Genomic DNA, 17,214 nt, shown 5'->3' with positions numbered 1-17,214 from the left:
ATTACATGATTAATAAAATTAACTTAAATCACTCATTAATATTTTTTTTAACTATTAATTTATTAACTTTTGTATTTTACTATTTAAAAGTTGAGAGCATACCTCCTTTTATATGTTTATTTTTCATTTTAACGTTGGGAATTTCTCATGGAGCATTAGATAATCTAAAAGGGATAAAACTATTTCAGTTGTTAAATTTTAATAAGTTCATATTTTTTTATCCTACGTATATTTCAATTGGCGTTTCTGTAATCTTGTTATGGATAAACTTTCCTCTGATAATGTTATTATTTTTTTTAGCTATTGCCTCTTATCATTTTGGCAAAGAGGATACTCAGTTTCTTATAAAGAATGAAAACTCTTTCATCCAATTTTCTTATTTGCTGAAGGGTTTATTAATTATTTTTGCCCCACTACACTTTCATTTTAATGAAACTGTAAATATTTTTAAATTTCTTCTTATTGAAAGTGAAATTTTTTTTTCATTTCTAGGTATTCTTGAAAAATATAAATTAATAATAATTGGTATATTATTAAGCAGTTTATCCACTATTTATTTTTTTTGTAAAAACTATAGTTTTGATAGGACTACAATTATCTTAGATTATTTTTCAATATTATTACTTAACTTTCATTTTGAACCTTTAACAGCATTTACTGCGTACTTCTGTCTTCTACATTCAATAAGACATATTATTACACTAGCAAATGAATTGGATGATCAAAATATTAAGAATGGATTAAATTTATTTTTGATTAAAAGTTTGCCTTTAACAACTTTGACTATAATTTTTTTTGGTTTGGCTTTCTTCTGGTTAATTAACCAATATTCCTTGGACAATGTTATTTTCAAACTAATATTTATTGGTTTGGCGTCTTTGACCTTTCCGCATATATTGCTCGAATATTTTTTAGAAAAAAATGAAAGAAAAACAAATTAAAATTTTATTATCTGCTCCTAGAGGGTTTTGTGCTGGTGTTGAAAGGGCAATTGAAATAGTAGAAAAGTCATTAAAAAAATTTGGTAGTCCAGTTTATGTGAGACATGAGATTGTCCACAATAAATATGTGGTTGATGATTTAAGGAAAAAAGGTGCTATTTTTGTTGAAGAATTAGACGAAATTGAAGATAAGTCGAGGCCAGTAATATTTTCCGCACATGGAGTTCCTAAAAGTGTTCCAGCACAAGCTGAAAATTTTAATATCAATTATATTGACGCTACCTGCCCGCTTGTTTCAAAAGTACATAGGGAGGCTGAAAATCTTAATAAAGCTGGTTTTCATATAGTTTTAATAGGTCATAAAAATCATCCAGAAGTAATTGGTACTATGGGCCAATTACCAGAAGGATCAATTGATTTAATACAGAATAAAGAAGAAGCCCTTAATTATAATTTAGAAAAAAATAAAAAATTAGCTTATGTCACTCAAACTACTCTATCTGTTGATGATACAAAGGACATCATAGAAATATTAAAGAAAAATTATCCTGAAATTAAAGAACCTTCAAAAGAGGATATATGCTATGCAACAACAAATAGACAGATGGCAGTGAAGAATATAGCAAAAAAATGTGACATGTTTTTTGTAATAGGAAGCAGAAATTCATCTAATTCTGTAAGGTTGGTTGAAGTTGCTAAAAATTCAGGCTGTGAGAATTCTTATCTTGTCCACTCTGAAAGCAAAATACCTTATGATGACATAAACAAATGTTCTACAATTGGTATATCTTCAGGTGCATCTGCGCCAGATATTTTAGTAAATGAATTTATTAAACAGTTAAAACAAAAATTTTCGGTAATCACAGAAGAAGTTGAAATAATTAAAGAAAATGTCTTATTCAAAGTTCCAAACAAACTTAATTAAATGGCTGTTTATACAAAAATCAATGACAAAGATATTTCCATAATTAATAAGAAGTTTAAGTTAGGAAGAAATGTTAAATTCCATGGAATTAAAAAAGGTATCGAAAATACAAATTATCTAATTAAAACTGAAAAAAAGAAATTCATACTTACAATATTTGAAAAAAGAGTAAACAGTTCAGACCTTCCTTTTTTTATGAAATTAATGGATTTACTCAGTTTAATTAAAAATGTGTGTCCAAAACCATTAAAAGATAATCATGGCAAATATTTATTTAGAATCAAAAATAAAAATGCATGTATAGTCTCTTTTCTATCTGGTAAGGACAAAAATAAACTTACAAATCAAAATTGCTTTGAAGTTGGAAAAAATATAGCAATGATGCATAAAGCTACGAAAAATTTTAAAATCAAAAGATCTAACTCAATGGGGATAAACAAATTAAACCCTTTGCTCGATAGTATCAAATTTAAAAAATCAAAATTAATTTTAAGTTATAAAGATTTTCTTTTTAATAATTTAAAAGATATCAAAAAAAATTGGCCGAAGAATTTACCAAGTGGGATAATTCATGCAGATTTGTTTGTTGATAATATTTTTTTTAAAAAAAACAAATTTTCAGGTTTTATTGATTTTTATTTTTCTGCGAATGATTATTATGCATATGAACTTGCGATTTGCATAAATGCATTATGTTTTGATAAAAAAAAGTCAAAATTCATTATTAATAAACAAAAAATAAAATATCTAATAAAAGGATATGAGAAAATTCAAAAAATATCGAGAAAAGAAAAAGATAATTTAAATATTCTTTGTAGAGGAGCTGCGATAAGATATTTGCTAACTAGAGCTTTCGATTATATCAACACTCCTAAGACTGCACTTATAAAAATTAAAGACCCAAGAGAATACTATCAAAAATTAGTTGCCCATAATAAAATCAGCACTTTTAAAGAATACATTCATTAATGATAAAGATTTATACAGATGGTTCTTGTCTAAGTAATCCAGGAAATGGTGGTTGGGCAGCAATAATAATTAAAGATGATAAGATTACTGAAATTAGTGGCAACGAGAAAAATACCACGAATAATAGAATGGAATTATTAGCTCCAATCTCAGCATTAAGTAAAATTGAAGATAAAGAAAACATAAAAATTTATACAGATTCTAAATATGTAAAACAGGGTATTACTGAATGGATAAATAATTGGAAATCAAATGGTTGGAAAACTTCAAAAAAAGAAGATGTTAAAAACAAAGATTTGTGGACACGGTTAGATGAACTAAATAATTCTTTAGATGTCCAATGGAATTGGGTGAAAGCTCACGCAGGTAATGAATTCAACGAGAAAGTAGACTTGTTGGCTAAAAAAGCTGCAGAACAATTAGACTAAATCTAAAAAGTTTTCTGCTGCAGAAATTTCACAGGCACCAGTATCTTCTTCTTCTTGAAGCTTTGTAATTTGTCCATCCTCAACTAACATAGTGTACCTATTTGATCTTATCCCTAATCCTCTCGCACTTTTATCTACATCAGCGCCTATTGATTTTGTGAATGTTAAAAAAGGATCTCCAGCCATGACAATCTTATCGCCAACATTATGTTCTTTACCCCAAGCACTCATTACAAAAGGATCATTCACAGAAATACAAATAACATGGTCAATGCCTTTGTTCTTAAAAGCATCGATATTTTTTACATAACCTGGAAGGTGTTTAGCGGAACAAACTGAAGTGTATGCGCCTGGCAAACCAAAGATAATTACTTTTTTACCTTTAGTGTATTCTGTAATATTTTTTTTTGTTGGTTCTCCTTTTTCTAGAACAAATATGTCTTCACTTGGTAAATTTTCATTTTCTTTTAATTTCATTGAATTTTCTCCTTAATGTGCTGCTTAACTATATCAATATCATTATCAAGTAAATCAAAATTTTCTTTTTCCTTAGAAATATATTTAAGTTCATCAGGCAAATCTGGTTTTATATTTATTGCATTAAATATAGCATCAGGAAATTTACAAGGATGTGCTGTTGATAACACAATATTTGTTCCATCAAGTTTAACATCATCAAAGCCTCCATAACCTATTGCAGTATGTGGATCTAAAATTTCTTTATATTTTTCATACACTGCTTTTATTAATGAGATTACTTTTTGTTCATTAGCACTTGATGATAAAAAATTTTCTCTAATTTTATTAAGTTTAGACTCGTCTAAATCAAATTTTTTCTCAGTTTTAATTTTTTCCATTATTTTTCTTGTTTCTTGGTCATCTTGATTATTCAAATCAAAAATTAATCTCTCAAAATTACTCGCAATCTGAATATCCATACTTGGTGAATTAGTTTCTTGTACTTTTTCAGAATAGTATTGTCCTAGACTTATTGCTCTATGCAAAATATCATTTTGATTGGTTGCTACAATCAATTTGCCCATAGGTAATCCCATTTTTTTTGCAAGGTAACCCGCGTAAACATCACCAAAATTTCCAGTTGGTACTGAAAAGTTTACAGGACCTTTATTATTGTTATTTACTAAATAGTATGAATAAAAATAATAAACAGATTGAGCAATAATTCTTGCCCAATTTATAGAATTAACTCCCGACATCTTAATTGATTTTGCATAATTAAGATCAGCAAACATAGATTTTACTAAATTCTGGCAATCATCAAAATTTCCATTAATTGCAATGTTGTGTACATTGTCATCTTTAACTGTAGTCATTATTTTTCTTTGTACAGGAGAAACACGATTATGTGGATGCAGAACAAATATGTTAATATTTCTTTTTCCTCTTATTGCCTCTATGGCTGCAGCTCCAGTATCTCCTGAGGTAGCGACTACGATATTGATTTTGTCCTCTTCTTTTGACAGATAATATTCATAAAAATTTCCAAGTAGTTGCATTGCAACATCTTTAAAAGCTAAGGTAGGACCATGAAATAACTCTAATACTTTTCTATCTCCTACATCAATTAATTTTACAACATTATTTTCTCTAAAGGTTGAATATGATTTATTGATTAATTCCTCTAAATTTTTTCCAGAAATAAAATCGTCTACAAATGGTGCTATAATTCTATTAGCTAACTCTGTGTAACTTAAATTTGAAAATTCATTTATCTCATTTTCGCTAAATTTTTTGAGATTTTTTGGGATAAATAAACCTCCATCATCTGCTAATCCTTTTAAGAAAACTTGTTTGAAATCAAATTCTTTTGATTTATCTCTGGTACTTATATACTTCATCTAATAATTTTTTTTTCTAAAATACAGATATATCAAAAATATAGAAATCGCTAAAGAAAACCAAGTTAATGCATACTTTTTATGATTATTTGAAATATTAGCAGTAATTTTTTTTGGTTTTGGTATTTCATAACTGCCTCCAAGATAAATTAAATATTTTGAAAATTCTTTACCAGTATACTTAAAAATATCATCTCTGTTTAGTGTGAACCAATAATTACTATTAATATCATTTTCTGGTTTAAAAATATTAGATCTTGGTTGTAATCTTAATGTGCCTATGAAATTTGACTCTTTAAAAGAATAAAGCTCTTTTTTGTCTTTCATTTCAAACGGTATCCATCCTCTGTTAATTAGATAATTTTCATTCTCAACTATAATTGGATTAATTACTTCGAAACCAGGCTTTCCGGAGTCATTTAAATTATATAAATAAATTTGCTTGTCGTAATCGATCTTTCCTGATGCTTTAATTCGTACAAAATTTTTTTTATCTACTTGATTAATATTAATTGGTTCTTTTTTTAATGATTCTTCTATTTCTGAAATTAAATTCAATTTCCAATTCAGTCTTACAAGTTGCCAAGTACCAAGACTAAGAAAAACTAATATAAAGAAATAAACAAAAATTGAAAATAATAACTTAGACTTCAATGGTTAAACTATTAACTGCCCCAAATATAAATTGCGGCAAATAAAAACAACCACACTACATCAACAAAGTGCCAGTACCATGCTGCTGCTTCAAAACCAAAATGGTGATCTTTATTGAAATGACCAAGTTTTCCTCTCCATAGACAAACTGCTAAAAATATTGTTCCAACAATCACATGAAATCCATGAAAGCCTGTTGCCATATAAAATACTGATCCATAGATATGATCAGAAAAAGCAAATGTTGCATGATGATATTCGTAAGCTTGTAATAAGGTAAAACAGAATCCTAAAATTACTGTAAGCCATAATCCTTGAATAAATCCTTTTCTATCCCCCTCTAACAAGGCATGATGTGACCAAGTTACAGTAGTTCCTGATAGAAGAAGTATCAGTGTATTAATTAATGGAATATCCCACGGATCAAAAGTTTCTATATCTTTAGGTGGCCAAACATTTCCAACAAACTCGTTTGGAAACAAACTAATATCAAAATAAGCCCAAAACCAAGCAACAAAAAACATTACTTCAGATGCAATGAATAACGTCATTCCATATCTGTGATGAATTTGAACTACTGGAGTGTGATGACCCTGATGTTCTGCTTCGTTAACAACATCTCTAAACCACATGTAAGCACCATAAATTAATAGCGCAAAACCTAAGTACATTCCCCATGATACTTCATTATGTAAATAATAAACTGTACCTAAAGCTAAAACCAAACATGAGAATGATACATAAATTGGCCAAGGACTTGGGTCAACTAAGTGATAATCGTGTTTTTTTTCTGCAGACATTTTTTGTATTTATGACTTTTTATAATAATCTGTCGAGAAAAAAGTATATGACATAGTTACATCCTCAAGCTGGCTTGTGGATGGATCGTTCACTAGCTCAGGATCCAAATAAAATGTCATTACATATGTTGCTTTTTCCCCAGGTTTTAATGCTTGTTTTTCAAAGCAAAAGCATCCAAGTTTACTATAATATTTTCCAAAGCTAGAAGGTGAAACATTGAAACTTGCAACACCATATGTTGTTTCATTACCATAATTTTCAACTTCAAACTCTATTTTATTTACTTGACCAACCTTTACATTAAGAACGTTTGATTTTGCTTTAAAATCCCAAGGCAGGTTATTCACATTTGTATCAAAACGAACACTAACTACTTTATCTAACACTATTTTTGGTGCTTCTTTTGCAACCTGTGTTGTTCCTCCAAAACCAGTCACTCTACAAAATAAATCATATAGGGGGACTGCAGCATAAGATAAACCTAGCATCAAAATAAATATTCCTCCTAAAAGAATTGGTGTTAAATTTTTTTTACTAGTCATCATATTTGTCTGTCAAAAACTCCAGTGTTGTAAAGTGTAAAAAAGAACAGAAAAATCATAAATGCAATTATCACTAAGGCAGTAATCACATTTTTTCGTTTAGTTTTTTTATCTGGCTCTATCATACAATCTTATCTATTAAAAATAATACAAAAACTAAAAATAAATATAAAATTGAATATCCAAAAATTGATTTTGCTTTTTTAGCATCAAATTTATTTTTTTTAGATTTTAATAATTCGTAACATAGGAAGTTATAATAAAATGTCAAAATTAATGATGGTATTAAAAAAGTTAATCCTACAAAGTTAATAGCATATGGAAAGATTATTACAGGCACCATAAGCAAAGAGTAAACAAATATGTTCAATTTTGTGCTCTCAATTCCATTCGTTAAAGGCAACATTGGAATCTTAGCTTTTTTATAGTCATCAGATTTATACAAACTTAATGCCCAAAAATGCGATGGTGTCCAAAAAAAGATTATCAGGAAAAATGTTATTGGTTCTAAGGACAATGAATTTGTAGCTATTGTCCAACCTATTACTGGTGGAAGAGCCCCAGCGGCACCACCTATAACAATGTTTTGAGGAGTTTTTCTCTTTAACCAAATTGTATACACAAAAACATAAAATAATATCGTAAATAGAAGTAAACTAGCTGATAACCTGTTAGAAAAAAAGTCCAAGGCAATCACAGAAATAAAAGAAAGTGTAATTCCAAAAATCAAAGCTTGATTTCTGTTTACTTTGCCAGTTGGAATAGGTCTAAGGCAAGTTCTTGTCATAAGTGCATCAAGGTCAGACTCATACCACATATTAAGCGCACCTGCTGCACCTGCTCCTATAGAAACTAAAAGTATACCAATTATTGCATCTTTAGTAGAAACTCCAATCGGGGCTGTAAGCAATCCAACGGCACAAGTAAAGATTACAAGAGACATAACTCTTGGTTTCATTAATTTAAATAACTCTGAAAAGTTAAATAAATCTTCTTGTGATAAGTTTCTCTTCTTTGTTCCTAAGTTAGACATCCAAATTCATTTACAAAAATCTAGCTATGAGATTTTTGAGTGCTCGCATCTTCCTCAAACTTTGGTAACTCTTCAAAAGTATGAAAGTTTGGTGGCGAAGGAACAGTCCATTCTAAAGTAGTTGCACCCTCTCCCCAAGGATTCTGAGCAGCTTTTTTCTTTTTAACAAATGCATATATCAAGTTAACAAAGAAAACTGCTAATCCTGCAACGGCAACATAAGAACCTATTGATGATATATAATTCCATCCTGCAAATGCATCTGGATAGTCAGCATATCTTCTAGGCATTCCTGCTAATCCTAAGAAATGTTGTGGGAAGAAAATTAAATTCACGCCAATAAATGTTAACCAGAAATGAATTTTTCCTAAAGTCTCTGAATAATCGTATCCAGACATTTTTCCAAACCAGTAATAGAAGCCTGCGAAAATTGCGAATACAGCTCCTAAAGAAAGTACATAATGGAAGTGAGCAACAACATAATAAGTGTCATGCATTGCAGTATCTACACCAGCATTTGCAAGCACTACACCTGTAACTCCACCAACTGTAAACATAAAAATAAATCCTAACGCCCACATCATTGGTGTTTGAAATGAAATAGATCCACCCCACATTGTTGCAATCCATGAAAATATTTTAATTCCTGTTGGTACTGCAATAATCATTGTTGCAGCTAAGAAGTATGCTTTTGTGTCTGTACTTAAACCAACAGTGTACATGTGGTGAGCCCAAACAACAAAACCTACAACCCCAATAGCTACCATCGCATAAGCCATGCCTAAGTAACCAAATACAGGTTTTCTAGAAAACGTCGAAACGATATGACTAATCATTCCAAAGCCTGGTAAAATTAAAATGTATACTTCTGGGTGGCCAAAGAACCAGAATAAATGTTGGAATAAGACAGGGTCTCCACCTGTTTGTGCTTCAAAGAAAGCGGTTCCAAAATTTCTATCAGTTAATAACATTGTAATTGCACCTGCTAAAACTGGTAGTGATAATAAAAGTAAGAATGCTGTTACTAATACAGACCATGCAAATAATGGCATTTTATGCAAAGTCATGCCTGGTGTTCTCATGTTAAGAATAGTTGTGATGAAATTAACTGCACCTAAAATTGATGAGGCACCTGCAATGTGTAAACTTAAAATAGCTAAATCCATTGCTGGACCCGGTTGACCAGTTTTAGATGATAATGGCGGATAAATAGTCCAACCACCTCCAACACCTTGTGCACCAGGAGGGCCATCAGCAAAAATAGAAAGTATTAATAAAATAAATGAAACAGGTAATAACCAGAATGAAATATTATTCATTCTTGGGAACGCCATATCAGGAGCGCCAATCATGATTGGAACAAACCAGTTTCCAAATCCACCAATCATTGCTGGCATCACCATGAAGAAAATCATGATTAATCCATGACCAGTAACCAAAACATTATACAGGTGATAATTTCCACCTAAGATACCATCGCCTGGATGCATCAATTCCATACGCATTAGAACTGAGAAAGCTGTACCAATAACCCCTGCAATGATTGCAAAGATTAAATACATTGTTCCAATGTCTTTATGGTTTGTTGAATAAGCCCATCTCTTCCAACCAGTTGGAGTATGGTGATCGTCGTGTGATGCTGTTTGTGTATACATTATTATTTACCCGCTATTTTTTTATTTATTTCATTTTCTATTGGTTCTTTTGCAAATTTTACTCGAGCATCCATTAGCCATTCTTGATACTCTTCTTCGCTAACAACTTTTACAGTAATTGGCATGAATGCATGTTTGATCCCACATAATTCTGAACACTGACCATAGTATGTTCCTACTTTCTCAGCTTTGAACCATGTTTCGTTTATTCTACCTGGTACAGCATCTCTTTTGACACCAAAAGATGGAAGCGCCCAAGCGTGTAAAACATCATTTGCTGTGATTAAAACTTTCACTACTTTGTTTACTGGAACAACTACTTCATTATCTACTGCTAATAACCTTGGTTGGTCAGCTTTTAAATCTTTATCTTCAACCATATAAGAGTCGAAAATTATATTTTCATCTGGATATTCATATCCCCAATACCATTGGTAACCTATTGCTTTGATTGTCAAATCTGCTTTAGGTATAGCATCTTGTTTGTATAAAATTTTAAACGATGGAACCGCAATTACGATCAATATTAAACATGGAATTAAAGTCCATAAAACTTCAACAGCAACATTGTGAGTTCTTTTTGAAGGATTTGGATTAGCTGATGCTCTAAATTTAATACATACATAAAGCATTAAAAATAAAACAAATGCACTTATGGCTACAATGATCGGAAGTAATAAATTGTCATGAAAACTAATTATATCTCTCATAGACTCAGAAGCAGCTTCTTGGAATCCAAGTTGCCATTCTTTTGGTTGGTTAGCCATTGCCTCAAAAGATATAAAAAATGTAGTTAACGTTAATAGAATTTTTTTCATTTCAAGCTAAGTATATAAAGCCTCTTTCTAAAAATTACACATTTGTTTTCGCGACAATTTATCAATTAATGACGTAACTTATGATCGAAATGGCTGATATTACTGCAGTCTCAGACCTTAAAATATTCTCATTTATTTTAATTGCTTGAACGTCTTTAAAAGAAAGAATCTTGTCTCTTTCATTCTCCGAAAAATCTCCCTCAGGCCCAACAACTATACACACAGGTTTGTTGGATAATTTTTCTATATCTACTTTTTTATTGTCACTATTTAGATCTGTGAAAATCAAATTCATCTCACTCGATTTTAAAAAATCTTCTAAATTAGTTGCATCATCTAATGCTGGAATGTTAATTCTGTTTGATTGCTCGGTAGCTTCAATAATGACTTTTTCTAGTCTTTCTTTATTAAGTTTTCGAACAACAGTTCTTTCAAAAATAATTGGAATAAATTTTGTTATTCCAAGTTCAGTTGCTTTTTGCATCATAAAATTAAAGTAATTAGATTTAATCGGTGAAAAAGCTAACCATAATTCTTTTTGATTTTCTTTTTGTCTTATTTGATCTGTAATCTCAAACTCAACAATACTTTTTGTAATATTTAAAACTTTGGCCTCCCACTCACCACTGCTATTAAATAATGAAAATATTTCATTTTCTTTAATTCTCATAACTTTTGAAATGTAATGAGATTGTGATTTATCAAGTTTTGAAACTAAATTAAGTGATAAACTTTCTTTAAAAAATAATCTAATATTACTCATTAAGCTTAAGTTAAATTATGAAAAATATTAAAGCAATAATTTTTGATGCATATGGAACGTTGTTTGATGTCAACTCTGCAGCTGAAAAATGTAAAGATAAAATTGGTGATAAGTGGGAAGCTTTTGCAAATTATTGGAGAACAACCCAATTAGAATATACATGGCTTAGAAGCTTAATGAAAAGACACAAGGACTTTTGGCAAGTTACTGAAGATAGTTTGGATAAGTCTATGAAAGTTTTTAATATAGACAATTCAATGAGAAATGAATTGCTAGACCTTTATAAAATTCTATCTCCTTATTCTGAAGTACCGGAAGTTTTAAAATCTTTAAAAGAAAAAAAATATAAACTTTCTATACTTTCAAATGGAACACCGTCTCTACTTAATGAACTTGTAAAAAGTAATAATTTAGAAAATTTATTTAATGATATTTTTTCAATTGAAGAAGTTGGAATTTATAAACCAGATTCAAGAGTTTACGATATGCCAATTAAAAAATATAAAATTCAAAATGATGAAGTTGCTTTTTTAAGTGCAAATACTTGGGATGTTTCAGGTGGTGGTAATTACGGATTCAATTCAATTTGGGTGAATAGAAATAATAATATTTTCGATAATCTAGATTTTAAACCAGAACATCAAATTAAAAATTTAAAAGAATTAATAAATTTAATTTAAAGATTGAATAAATAATATTTATGATTAAATACGTGCCATGAATAAAGGTCAAAGAGCTGGTGACGGAGCTATAGCCGTTGATGTTGAAGAAGGAAAATCTTATTTTTGGTGTAGTTGTGGTAAAAGTTCAAAGCAACCATTTTGTGATGGTTCACATAAAGGTACAGAATTTACTCCAATGAATTATAAAGCAGAAAAAACAAAAAAATTATTTTTTTGCGCTTGTAAACAAACTGATAACCAACCATTTTGTGATGGTTCACACAATAAAAGATAAATATGAAAACAATTGAAGTAGGTAAAATTATCGATCCAATTCCAGCTTCAGATGGTGCTGGTGTAAAATTAAAAAGAAGTATTGGCGTTGAACCAAACTACTTTGATCCATTTTTAATGTTAGATGAATTTGGTTCAGAAAATAGCGAAGATTATATTGCTGGTTTTCCTCCACACCCTCATAGAGGTATTGAAACTGTAACTTATATGCTTGCAGGAGATTTCGAACATAAAGACAGTACTGGTGGCGAAGGAAGAATGACAGCTGGTGATGTTCAATGGATGAAAACTGGAAGCGGAATAATTCATTCAGAAATGCCTGCTATGAAAGAAGGGAAGCTCCATGGTTTTCAGTTATGGATTAATATGCCGGCTAAATTAAAAATGAGTAAACCTGAATACATTTATATTGATGCAGATAAAATGAGTGTTCACAAAGATGACGAAAAACAAGTAAAGGTAATAGCAGGAAAATTTGAAAATGCTGAAGGCCCTGTAAAAGGTCATAATGTTGAGCCCGTTTATTTTGATGTTGAATTAAAAAAAGATAAAGAATTTAAATTTAATATTCCTTTAACTCACAATACTTTTATTTATTTGGTAAATGGAGAAATTGAAATTGGAGAAGGAAATCACGATAACGTTAAAGACAGCACTTTAATTCTACTTTCAAAAGGCGAAGAGCTTAAAGTGAAAGCAAAATCAGATGCTAAATTCCTAGTTATTTCTGGAAAACCAATCAATGAGGAAATTGCAAGAGGTGGCCCTTTTGTAATGAATACTAAAGCAGAGATCTTGCAAGCTGTTCAAGATTATCATAATGGTACTTTTGTAAAATAAATATGAAATCAGTAGTAATATCAAAACCAGGTGGACCAGAAGTTTTAGAAGTAAAAGATCTAAATTTAGGTGAACCTAAAAATGATGAAGTAACAATTCAAAATCATGCGATAGGCTTAAACTATATTGATACCTATCATCGATCAGGTTTATACCCTGTTCCTCTACCGTCTGGAATTGGATTGGAAGCTGCTGGAGAAATTACAAAAGTTGGTTCTGATGTAAAAGATTTTAAAGTTGGAGATAAGGTAGCTTATTGTGCGGCGCCTCTTGGTGCATATTCAAGTCACAGAAATTATCCAACAAAAAATTTAGTTAAAGTTCCAGATGGTGTTGATTTAGAAACAGCTGCAACTTTAATGACAAAAGGAATTACAACTTTCTATTTATTACATAAAACTTATCCTGCTCAATCAGGAGAAACAGTTTTATTTCATGCAGCAGCAGGCGGTGTAGGTCAAATTTTTGGTCAATGGGCTAAAAGTTTAGGATGTAACGTAATCGGAACTGTAGGGTCAGATGAAAAAATCGACATAGCAAAAAATAATGGCTATGATCACGTCATTAATTACAACAAAGATAACTTTGCTGAAAAAGTTAAAGAAATCACAAACGGAAAAGGGTTATCAGTTGTTTATGATGGGGTTGGAAAATCAACTTTTGATGGTTCTATTGAATGTTTAAAAATAAGAGGAATGATGGTTTCATTTGGTAACGCATCTGGTCCTTTAGATCCTGTGAATGTTGCAAGATCAATTCAGCCAAAAGGTTTGTACTTAACGAGACCAAGCATCATGCAGTATACAACTACAAGAGAAGAACTTGATGAAGCGGCAAATAAAGTTTTTGAGATGGTAACTACTGGAAAAGTAAAAACTAAAATCTCAAAAAAATATTCTCTTAAAGATATTTCACAAGCTCACAAAGATTTAGAGAGTAGAATTTTAACTGGTCCAGCAGTAATTATTCCTTAATCTACTTCCACATCCATATCTGCCATATGAAGTCTTAATGCATTTGTTGAGATATGTATTTCTCTTATAAAAAAGAGAATAGAAATAATCATGGATAGACAACATGAACCAAATATAATTCGTGCTAAAAACAATCTATCTAAATAAAGACCAAATACGGTTAGCATATTAAATAAAAAACCAAATGCCGCAAAAAGAATTGTCCATCTCAGCAAAGTAATTCTTCTGCTAAGATTTAAAAATTGTTTTTTCCATTCATGAGGAATGTGCTTCTCATAAACATGTTCGTCATGCAGTTGTCTGATAAGAATACTGAGTGAATGAAATCTGTTACTATAAACGCTCATCAATAATGGAATTGCCGGAAACATCAGAGCAGTAACAGTATAATCGATATTCATACGAATCAGTTTGATTATGAATCTAGCCTTTGCTATTTACAACTAAAATATCATGAAACAATTAAATCTTTTTATTGAACTAACACGTTTAAAACGACCTATTGGTTATATGTTATTATTTTGGCCATGTGCATGGGGTTTAACAATAGCTTATGATTTTAATCAAAGTTTAAATAATTATATATTTTATTTAATTTTGTTTTTTCTTGGTTCAGTTTTAATGAGATCAGCTGGGTGTATAATTAATGATATCGCTGATAGAGACTTTGATAAACAAGTTTCAAGAACTAAAAATAGACCAATAGCAACTGGTGAAATTTCTGTAAAGTTAGGTTTTGTATATTCAGCTATACTGTGTGGACTTGCTTTTTTTGTTTTAATTAACTTTAATTTTTTTACAATAATACTGGCATTAGGTTCAATGCCACTTGCATTTTCATATCCTCTTATGAAAAGATATACATATTGGCCTCAGCTTTTTTTAGGAATTACTTTTAATTATGGATTAATTTTAGGCTGGACTGCTATTCAAAATGAAATCAATTTAATTCCAATTATATTTTATTTTGGAGCCATATTTTGGACACTTGGCTATGACACTATCTATGGATTTCAAGATATTAAAGATGATGAAATTATTGGTCTTAAATCAACATCAATTAAATTCAAAGGAAATGCAAAAAAGTTTTTGATTGGATGTTATTGTATAACTTTACTGTCTTTGCTCATAGTTGGGTATTTAATGAATTTTAAATTATATTTTTTTGTTTTTGCTTTAGTTCCATTTTTGCATTTATTTTTTTATCAAATATCAAATTTCAATCAAAGTGATTCATCAAATTGTCTAAAAATTTTTAAGAGTAATAATATTTTTGGATTAATTATAATAATAAATATCCTAATTGGAAAAATTTACCTATGAAGAGATCTGAAATATTTAAGAGACTTTTTACAGACTATTCAAAAGAGTATTTAAATAAAATTTTATTATCAGTTTTTTTTTCAATACTAGTAGCTGGTAGCACATCCTCAATAGCCTGGCTACTTGACCCAGCTATCGAGAAATTATTTATTGAAAAAGATAAATCTCTTATATTAATCATTCCTTTTTTGATAGTTTTTGCATTCGCGACAAAAGGAATTTCTTTATATTTAGCAAAAGTCATAATGGTCAGCATTGCAGAAGAAGTAAAAAAAAAACTTCAGCTAGATATGACAGAATCATTAATTAGAGCTGACACACAATTAATTGATAAAAAACATACTGGAAATTTTATATCTAATCTCACATATGATGTGACACATATAACAAACTTACTCTCTAACGCTATACTTGTTTTATTTAAAGACTCATTAACTTTAATAGGTTTATTAATAGTGATGTTTTATCAAAATTGGAAACTAGCTATTGTTTCAATTATAATGATTCCTCTTGCGGGTACAGCTTCTAAAATTTTAGGAAAAAGGATAAGCAAAGTTGTTACACAAGCTCAAGAAAAATCAGGCTTCTTAACTTCATACCTTATTGAAATTTTTAAAAACCATAAATTAATTAAAATATTTCAAAAAGAAGAATATGAATCAAAAAGAGCAAGTATTCGTTTAGATGACTTAAAAGAGAAAAATAAAAAAATACAAACAGTATTTCTAAGAATGTCACCAATTATGGAAGTGTTTACCGGAATAATGATCGCTTTTTTAATTTTTTACTCAGGAAATTTGATTGCTAAAAATGAATTAAATATAAACAATTTTTTTTCTTTTCTTGCAGCCATGATGTTGGCTTATCAGCCAGTTAGGTCATTATCAGTTATAAATATGGCAGTTAATCAAGGCTTATCAGCTGCTTCAAGAATATTGCCAATTATTGATAACAAAAATTTGATTAACGAAGTTGAAAATCCAACAAATTTAGAAATTCATAATGCAGAAGTTGAATTAAAAGACATAAGTTTTGCATACGAAAATAATGAAGGTGATGTTTTAAAATCTATAAACTTAAATTTTGCTGGTGGAAAAATGACTTCATTAGTTGGCCATAGCGGATCTGGTAAAACAACAATATTAAACCTTATTCCAAGATTTTATGATCCACACACAGGAGATATATTAATTGATAATCAATCAATTTATAAATCAAGTTTAAAATCTTTAAGAGAAAAAATTTCATTAGTAAGTCAAGAAACTACATTGTTTGACGACACGATAAAAAATAATATTAAATACGCTAATCCAGATGCAACTGATGAAGAGCTATTACATGTAGCAAAACTTTCTTCCTGTGATGAATTTATAGAAAAACTTCCAAATAAATACGATACTATAATTGGAGAAAATGGAATTAGACTGTCAGGTGGTGAAAAGCAAAGAGTCTCTATCGCAAGAGCAATGATTAAAAGAAGTTCCATTATTTTATTGGATGAGGCAACCTCCGCTTTGGATACAGAAACAGAGTCAAAAATTCAAAATGCGCTAAAAATTTTAACAGAGTCAAAAACTACAATTGTTATTGCACATCGACTTTCAACAATATTAAATTCAAATATGATTTATGTGATAGATTCAGGAAAAATAGTTGACCATGGAAAACATGAAGATTTATTAAAAAAATCTACCCATTATAAAAATTTCTATGACAAGCAAATTCAAAAATAA

The 17,214-nt window shown here is 29.7% G+C and carries 20 protein-coding genes; 10 read left to right on the top strand and 10 right to left on the bottom strand.

Annotated features, from left to right (window positions below; all coding sequences use genetic code 11):
* The first annotated feature begins 5 nt into the window (after window positions 1–5).
* The 4 genes from ACTT9P_RS02185 to rnhA are packed head-to-tail and all read left to right on the top strand — an operon-like array spanning window position 6 to window position 3,263.
* A complete protein-coding gene (locus ACTT9P_RS02185) occupies window positions 6–941 on the top strand; it encodes a Brp/Blh family beta-carotene 15,15'-dioxygenase (RefSeq protein ID WP_440909059.1) in 936 nt (311 codons plus the stop codon).
* Complete coding sequence (gene ispH, locus ACTT9P_RS02180; protein WP_440909058.1) at window positions 922–1,866, top strand: 4-hydroxy-3-methylbut-2-enyl diphosphate reductase; 945 nt, start codon at window positions 922–924, stop codon at window positions 1,864–1,866. The genes ACTT9P_RS02185 and ispH overlap by 20 nt, the downstream gene beginning before the upstream one ends.
* Window positions 1,867–2,835, top strand: a complete 969-nt coding sequence (locus tag ACTT9P_RS02175) for a homoserine kinase (RefSeq protein WP_440909057.1) — start codon at window positions 1,867–1,869, stop codon at window positions 2,833–2,835.
* Window positions 2,835–3,263 carry a ribonuclease HI gene (gene rnhA, locus ACTT9P_RS02170; protein ID WP_440909056.1) on the top strand — a complete coding sequence of 143 codons (429 nt, stop codon included), beginning with the start codon at window positions 2,835–2,837 and terminating at the stop codon, window positions 3,261–3,263. The genes ACTT9P_RS02175 and rnhA overlap by 1 nt, the downstream gene beginning before the upstream one ends.
* Here rnhA and ACTT9P_RS02165 read toward each other — a convergent pair.
* From ACTT9P_RS02165 to ACTT9P_RS02125, 9 genes are all read right to left on the bottom strand, one after another.
* Window positions 3,255–3,740, bottom strand: a complete 486-nt coding sequence (locus ACTT9P_RS02165; protein ID WP_440909055.1) for a peroxiredoxin — start codon at window positions 3,738–3,740, stop codon at window positions 3,255–3,257. The genes rnhA and ACTT9P_RS02165 overlap by 9 nt on opposite strands.
* A complete protein-coding gene (gene thrC, locus ACTT9P_RS02160; RefSeq protein ID WP_440909054.1) occupies window positions 3,737–5,122 on the bottom strand; it encodes a threonine synthase in 1,386 nt (461 codons plus the stop codon). Before thrC ends, ACTT9P_RS02165 begins: the two co-directional genes overlap by 4 nt.
* Window positions 5,123–5,776 carry an SURF1 family protein gene (locus ACTT9P_RS02155; protein WP_440909053.1) on the bottom strand — a complete coding sequence of 218 codons (654 nt, stop codon included), beginning with the start codon at window positions 5,774–5,776 and terminating at the stop codon, window positions 5,123–5,125.
* A gap of 11 nt (window positions 5,777–5,787) precedes the next feature.
* Window positions 5,788–6,576, bottom strand: a complete 789-nt coding sequence (locus ACTT9P_RS02150) for a cytochrome c oxidase subunit 3 (protein WP_440909052.1) — start codon at window positions 6,574–6,576, stop codon at window positions 5,788–5,790.
* A 9-nt stretch (window positions 6,577–6,585) separates the two neighbouring features.
* Window positions 6,586–7,119: a cytochrome c oxidase assembly protein gene (locus tag ACTT9P_RS02145; RefSeq protein ID WP_440909051.1), complete on the bottom strand. Its 534-nt coding sequence runs from the start codon at window positions 7,117–7,119 to the stop codon at window positions 6,586–6,588.
* A 121-nt stretch (window positions 7,120–7,240) separates the two neighbouring features.
* Window positions 7,241–8,152 (bottom strand): heme o synthase, encoded by a 912-nt coding sequence (gene cyoE / locus ACTT9P_RS02140; RefSeq protein WP_440909050.1) that lies wholly within the window; start codon window positions 8,150–8,152, stop codon window positions 7,241–7,243.
* 20 nt (window positions 8,153–8,172) lie between these two features.
* Window positions 8,173–9,807, bottom strand: a complete 1,635-nt coding sequence (ctaD, locus tag ACTT9P_RS02135; protein WP_440909049.1) for a cytochrome c oxidase subunit I — start codon at window positions 9,805–9,807, stop codon at window positions 8,173–8,175.
* Window positions 9,808–9,809: 2 nt separating this feature from the next.
* Complete coding sequence (gene coxB, locus ACTT9P_RS02130; protein WP_440909048.1) at window positions 9,810–10,625, bottom strand: cytochrome c oxidase subunit II; 816 nt, start codon at window positions 10,623–10,625, stop codon at window positions 9,810–9,812.
* A 61-nt stretch (window positions 10,626–10,686) separates the two neighbouring features.
* Window positions 10,687–11,388: an RsmE family RNA methyltransferase gene (locus ACTT9P_RS02125; RefSeq protein WP_440909047.1), complete on the bottom strand. Its 702-nt coding sequence runs from the start codon at window positions 11,386–11,388 to the stop codon at window positions 10,687–10,689.
* A gap of 17 nt (window positions 11,389–11,405) precedes the next feature.
* Between ACTT9P_RS02125 and ACTT9P_RS02120 the strand changes: the two genes are divergently transcribed.
* Genes ACTT9P_RS02120 through ACTT9P_RS02105 form a run of 4 tightly spaced genes read left to right on the top strand, consistent with a single transcriptional unit; the run spans window position 11,406 to window position 14,158 of the window.
* A complete protein-coding gene (locus tag ACTT9P_RS02120; protein WP_440909046.1) occupies window positions 11,406–12,068 on the top strand; it encodes a haloacid dehalogenase type II in 663 nt (220 codons plus the stop codon).
* Between the two features lie 37 nt (window positions 12,069–12,105).
* The gene (locus ACTT9P_RS02115; protein ID WP_440909045.1) at window positions 12,106–12,345 is read left to right on the top strand and encodes a CDGSH iron-sulfur domain-containing protein; all 240 of its coding nucleotides are present in this window, start codon (window positions 12,106–12,108) and stop codon (window positions 12,343–12,345) included.
* A 2-nt stretch (window positions 12,346–12,347) separates the two neighbouring features.
* Complete coding sequence (locus ACTT9P_RS02110) at window positions 12,348–13,184, top strand: pirin family protein (protein WP_440909044.1); 837 nt, start codon at window positions 12,348–12,350, stop codon at window positions 13,182–13,184.
* Between the two features lie 2 nt (window positions 13,185–13,186).
* Complete coding sequence (locus ACTT9P_RS02105) at window positions 13,187–14,158, top strand: quinone oxidoreductase family protein (protein ID WP_440909043.1); 972 nt, start codon at window positions 13,187–13,189, stop codon at window positions 14,156–14,158.
* On the opposite strand, the gene ACTT9P_RS02100 is transcribed toward ACTT9P_RS02105, so the two are convergent.
* Window positions 14,155–14,559 (bottom strand): DUF2721 domain-containing protein, encoded by a 405-nt coding sequence (locus tag ACTT9P_RS02100; RefSeq protein WP_440909042.1) that lies wholly within the window; start codon window positions 14,557–14,559, stop codon window positions 14,155–14,157. The two genes, ACTT9P_RS02105 and ACTT9P_RS02100, sit on opposite strands and share 4 nt — an antisense overlap.
* 52 nt (window positions 14,560–14,611) lie before the next feature.
* On the opposite strand from ACTT9P_RS02100, the gene ubiA reads away from it, so the two are divergent.
* Window positions 14,612–15,481 carry a 4-hydroxybenzoate octaprenyltransferase gene (gene ubiA, locus ACTT9P_RS02095; RefSeq protein ID WP_440909041.1) on the top strand — a complete coding sequence of 290 codons (870 nt, stop codon included), beginning with the start codon at window positions 14,612–14,614 and terminating at the stop codon, window positions 15,479–15,481.
* Window positions 15,478–17,214 (top strand): ABC transporter ATP-binding protein, encoded by a 1,737-nt coding sequence (locus ACTT9P_RS02090; protein WP_440909040.1) that lies wholly within the window; start codon window positions 15,478–15,480, stop codon window positions 17,212–17,214. Before ubiA ends, ACTT9P_RS02090 begins: the two co-directional genes overlap by 4 nt.

Origin of the sequence: Candidatus Pelagibacter sp. (assembly GCF_052048095.1) — a bacterium.
Taxonomy (GTDB): domain Bacteria; phylum Pseudomonadota; class Alphaproteobacteria; order Pelagibacterales; family Pelagibacteraceae; genus Pelagibacter.
Note: the sequence above shows the minus strand (reverse complement) of the source record. Positions and strands in the feature narration are given on the sequence as shown.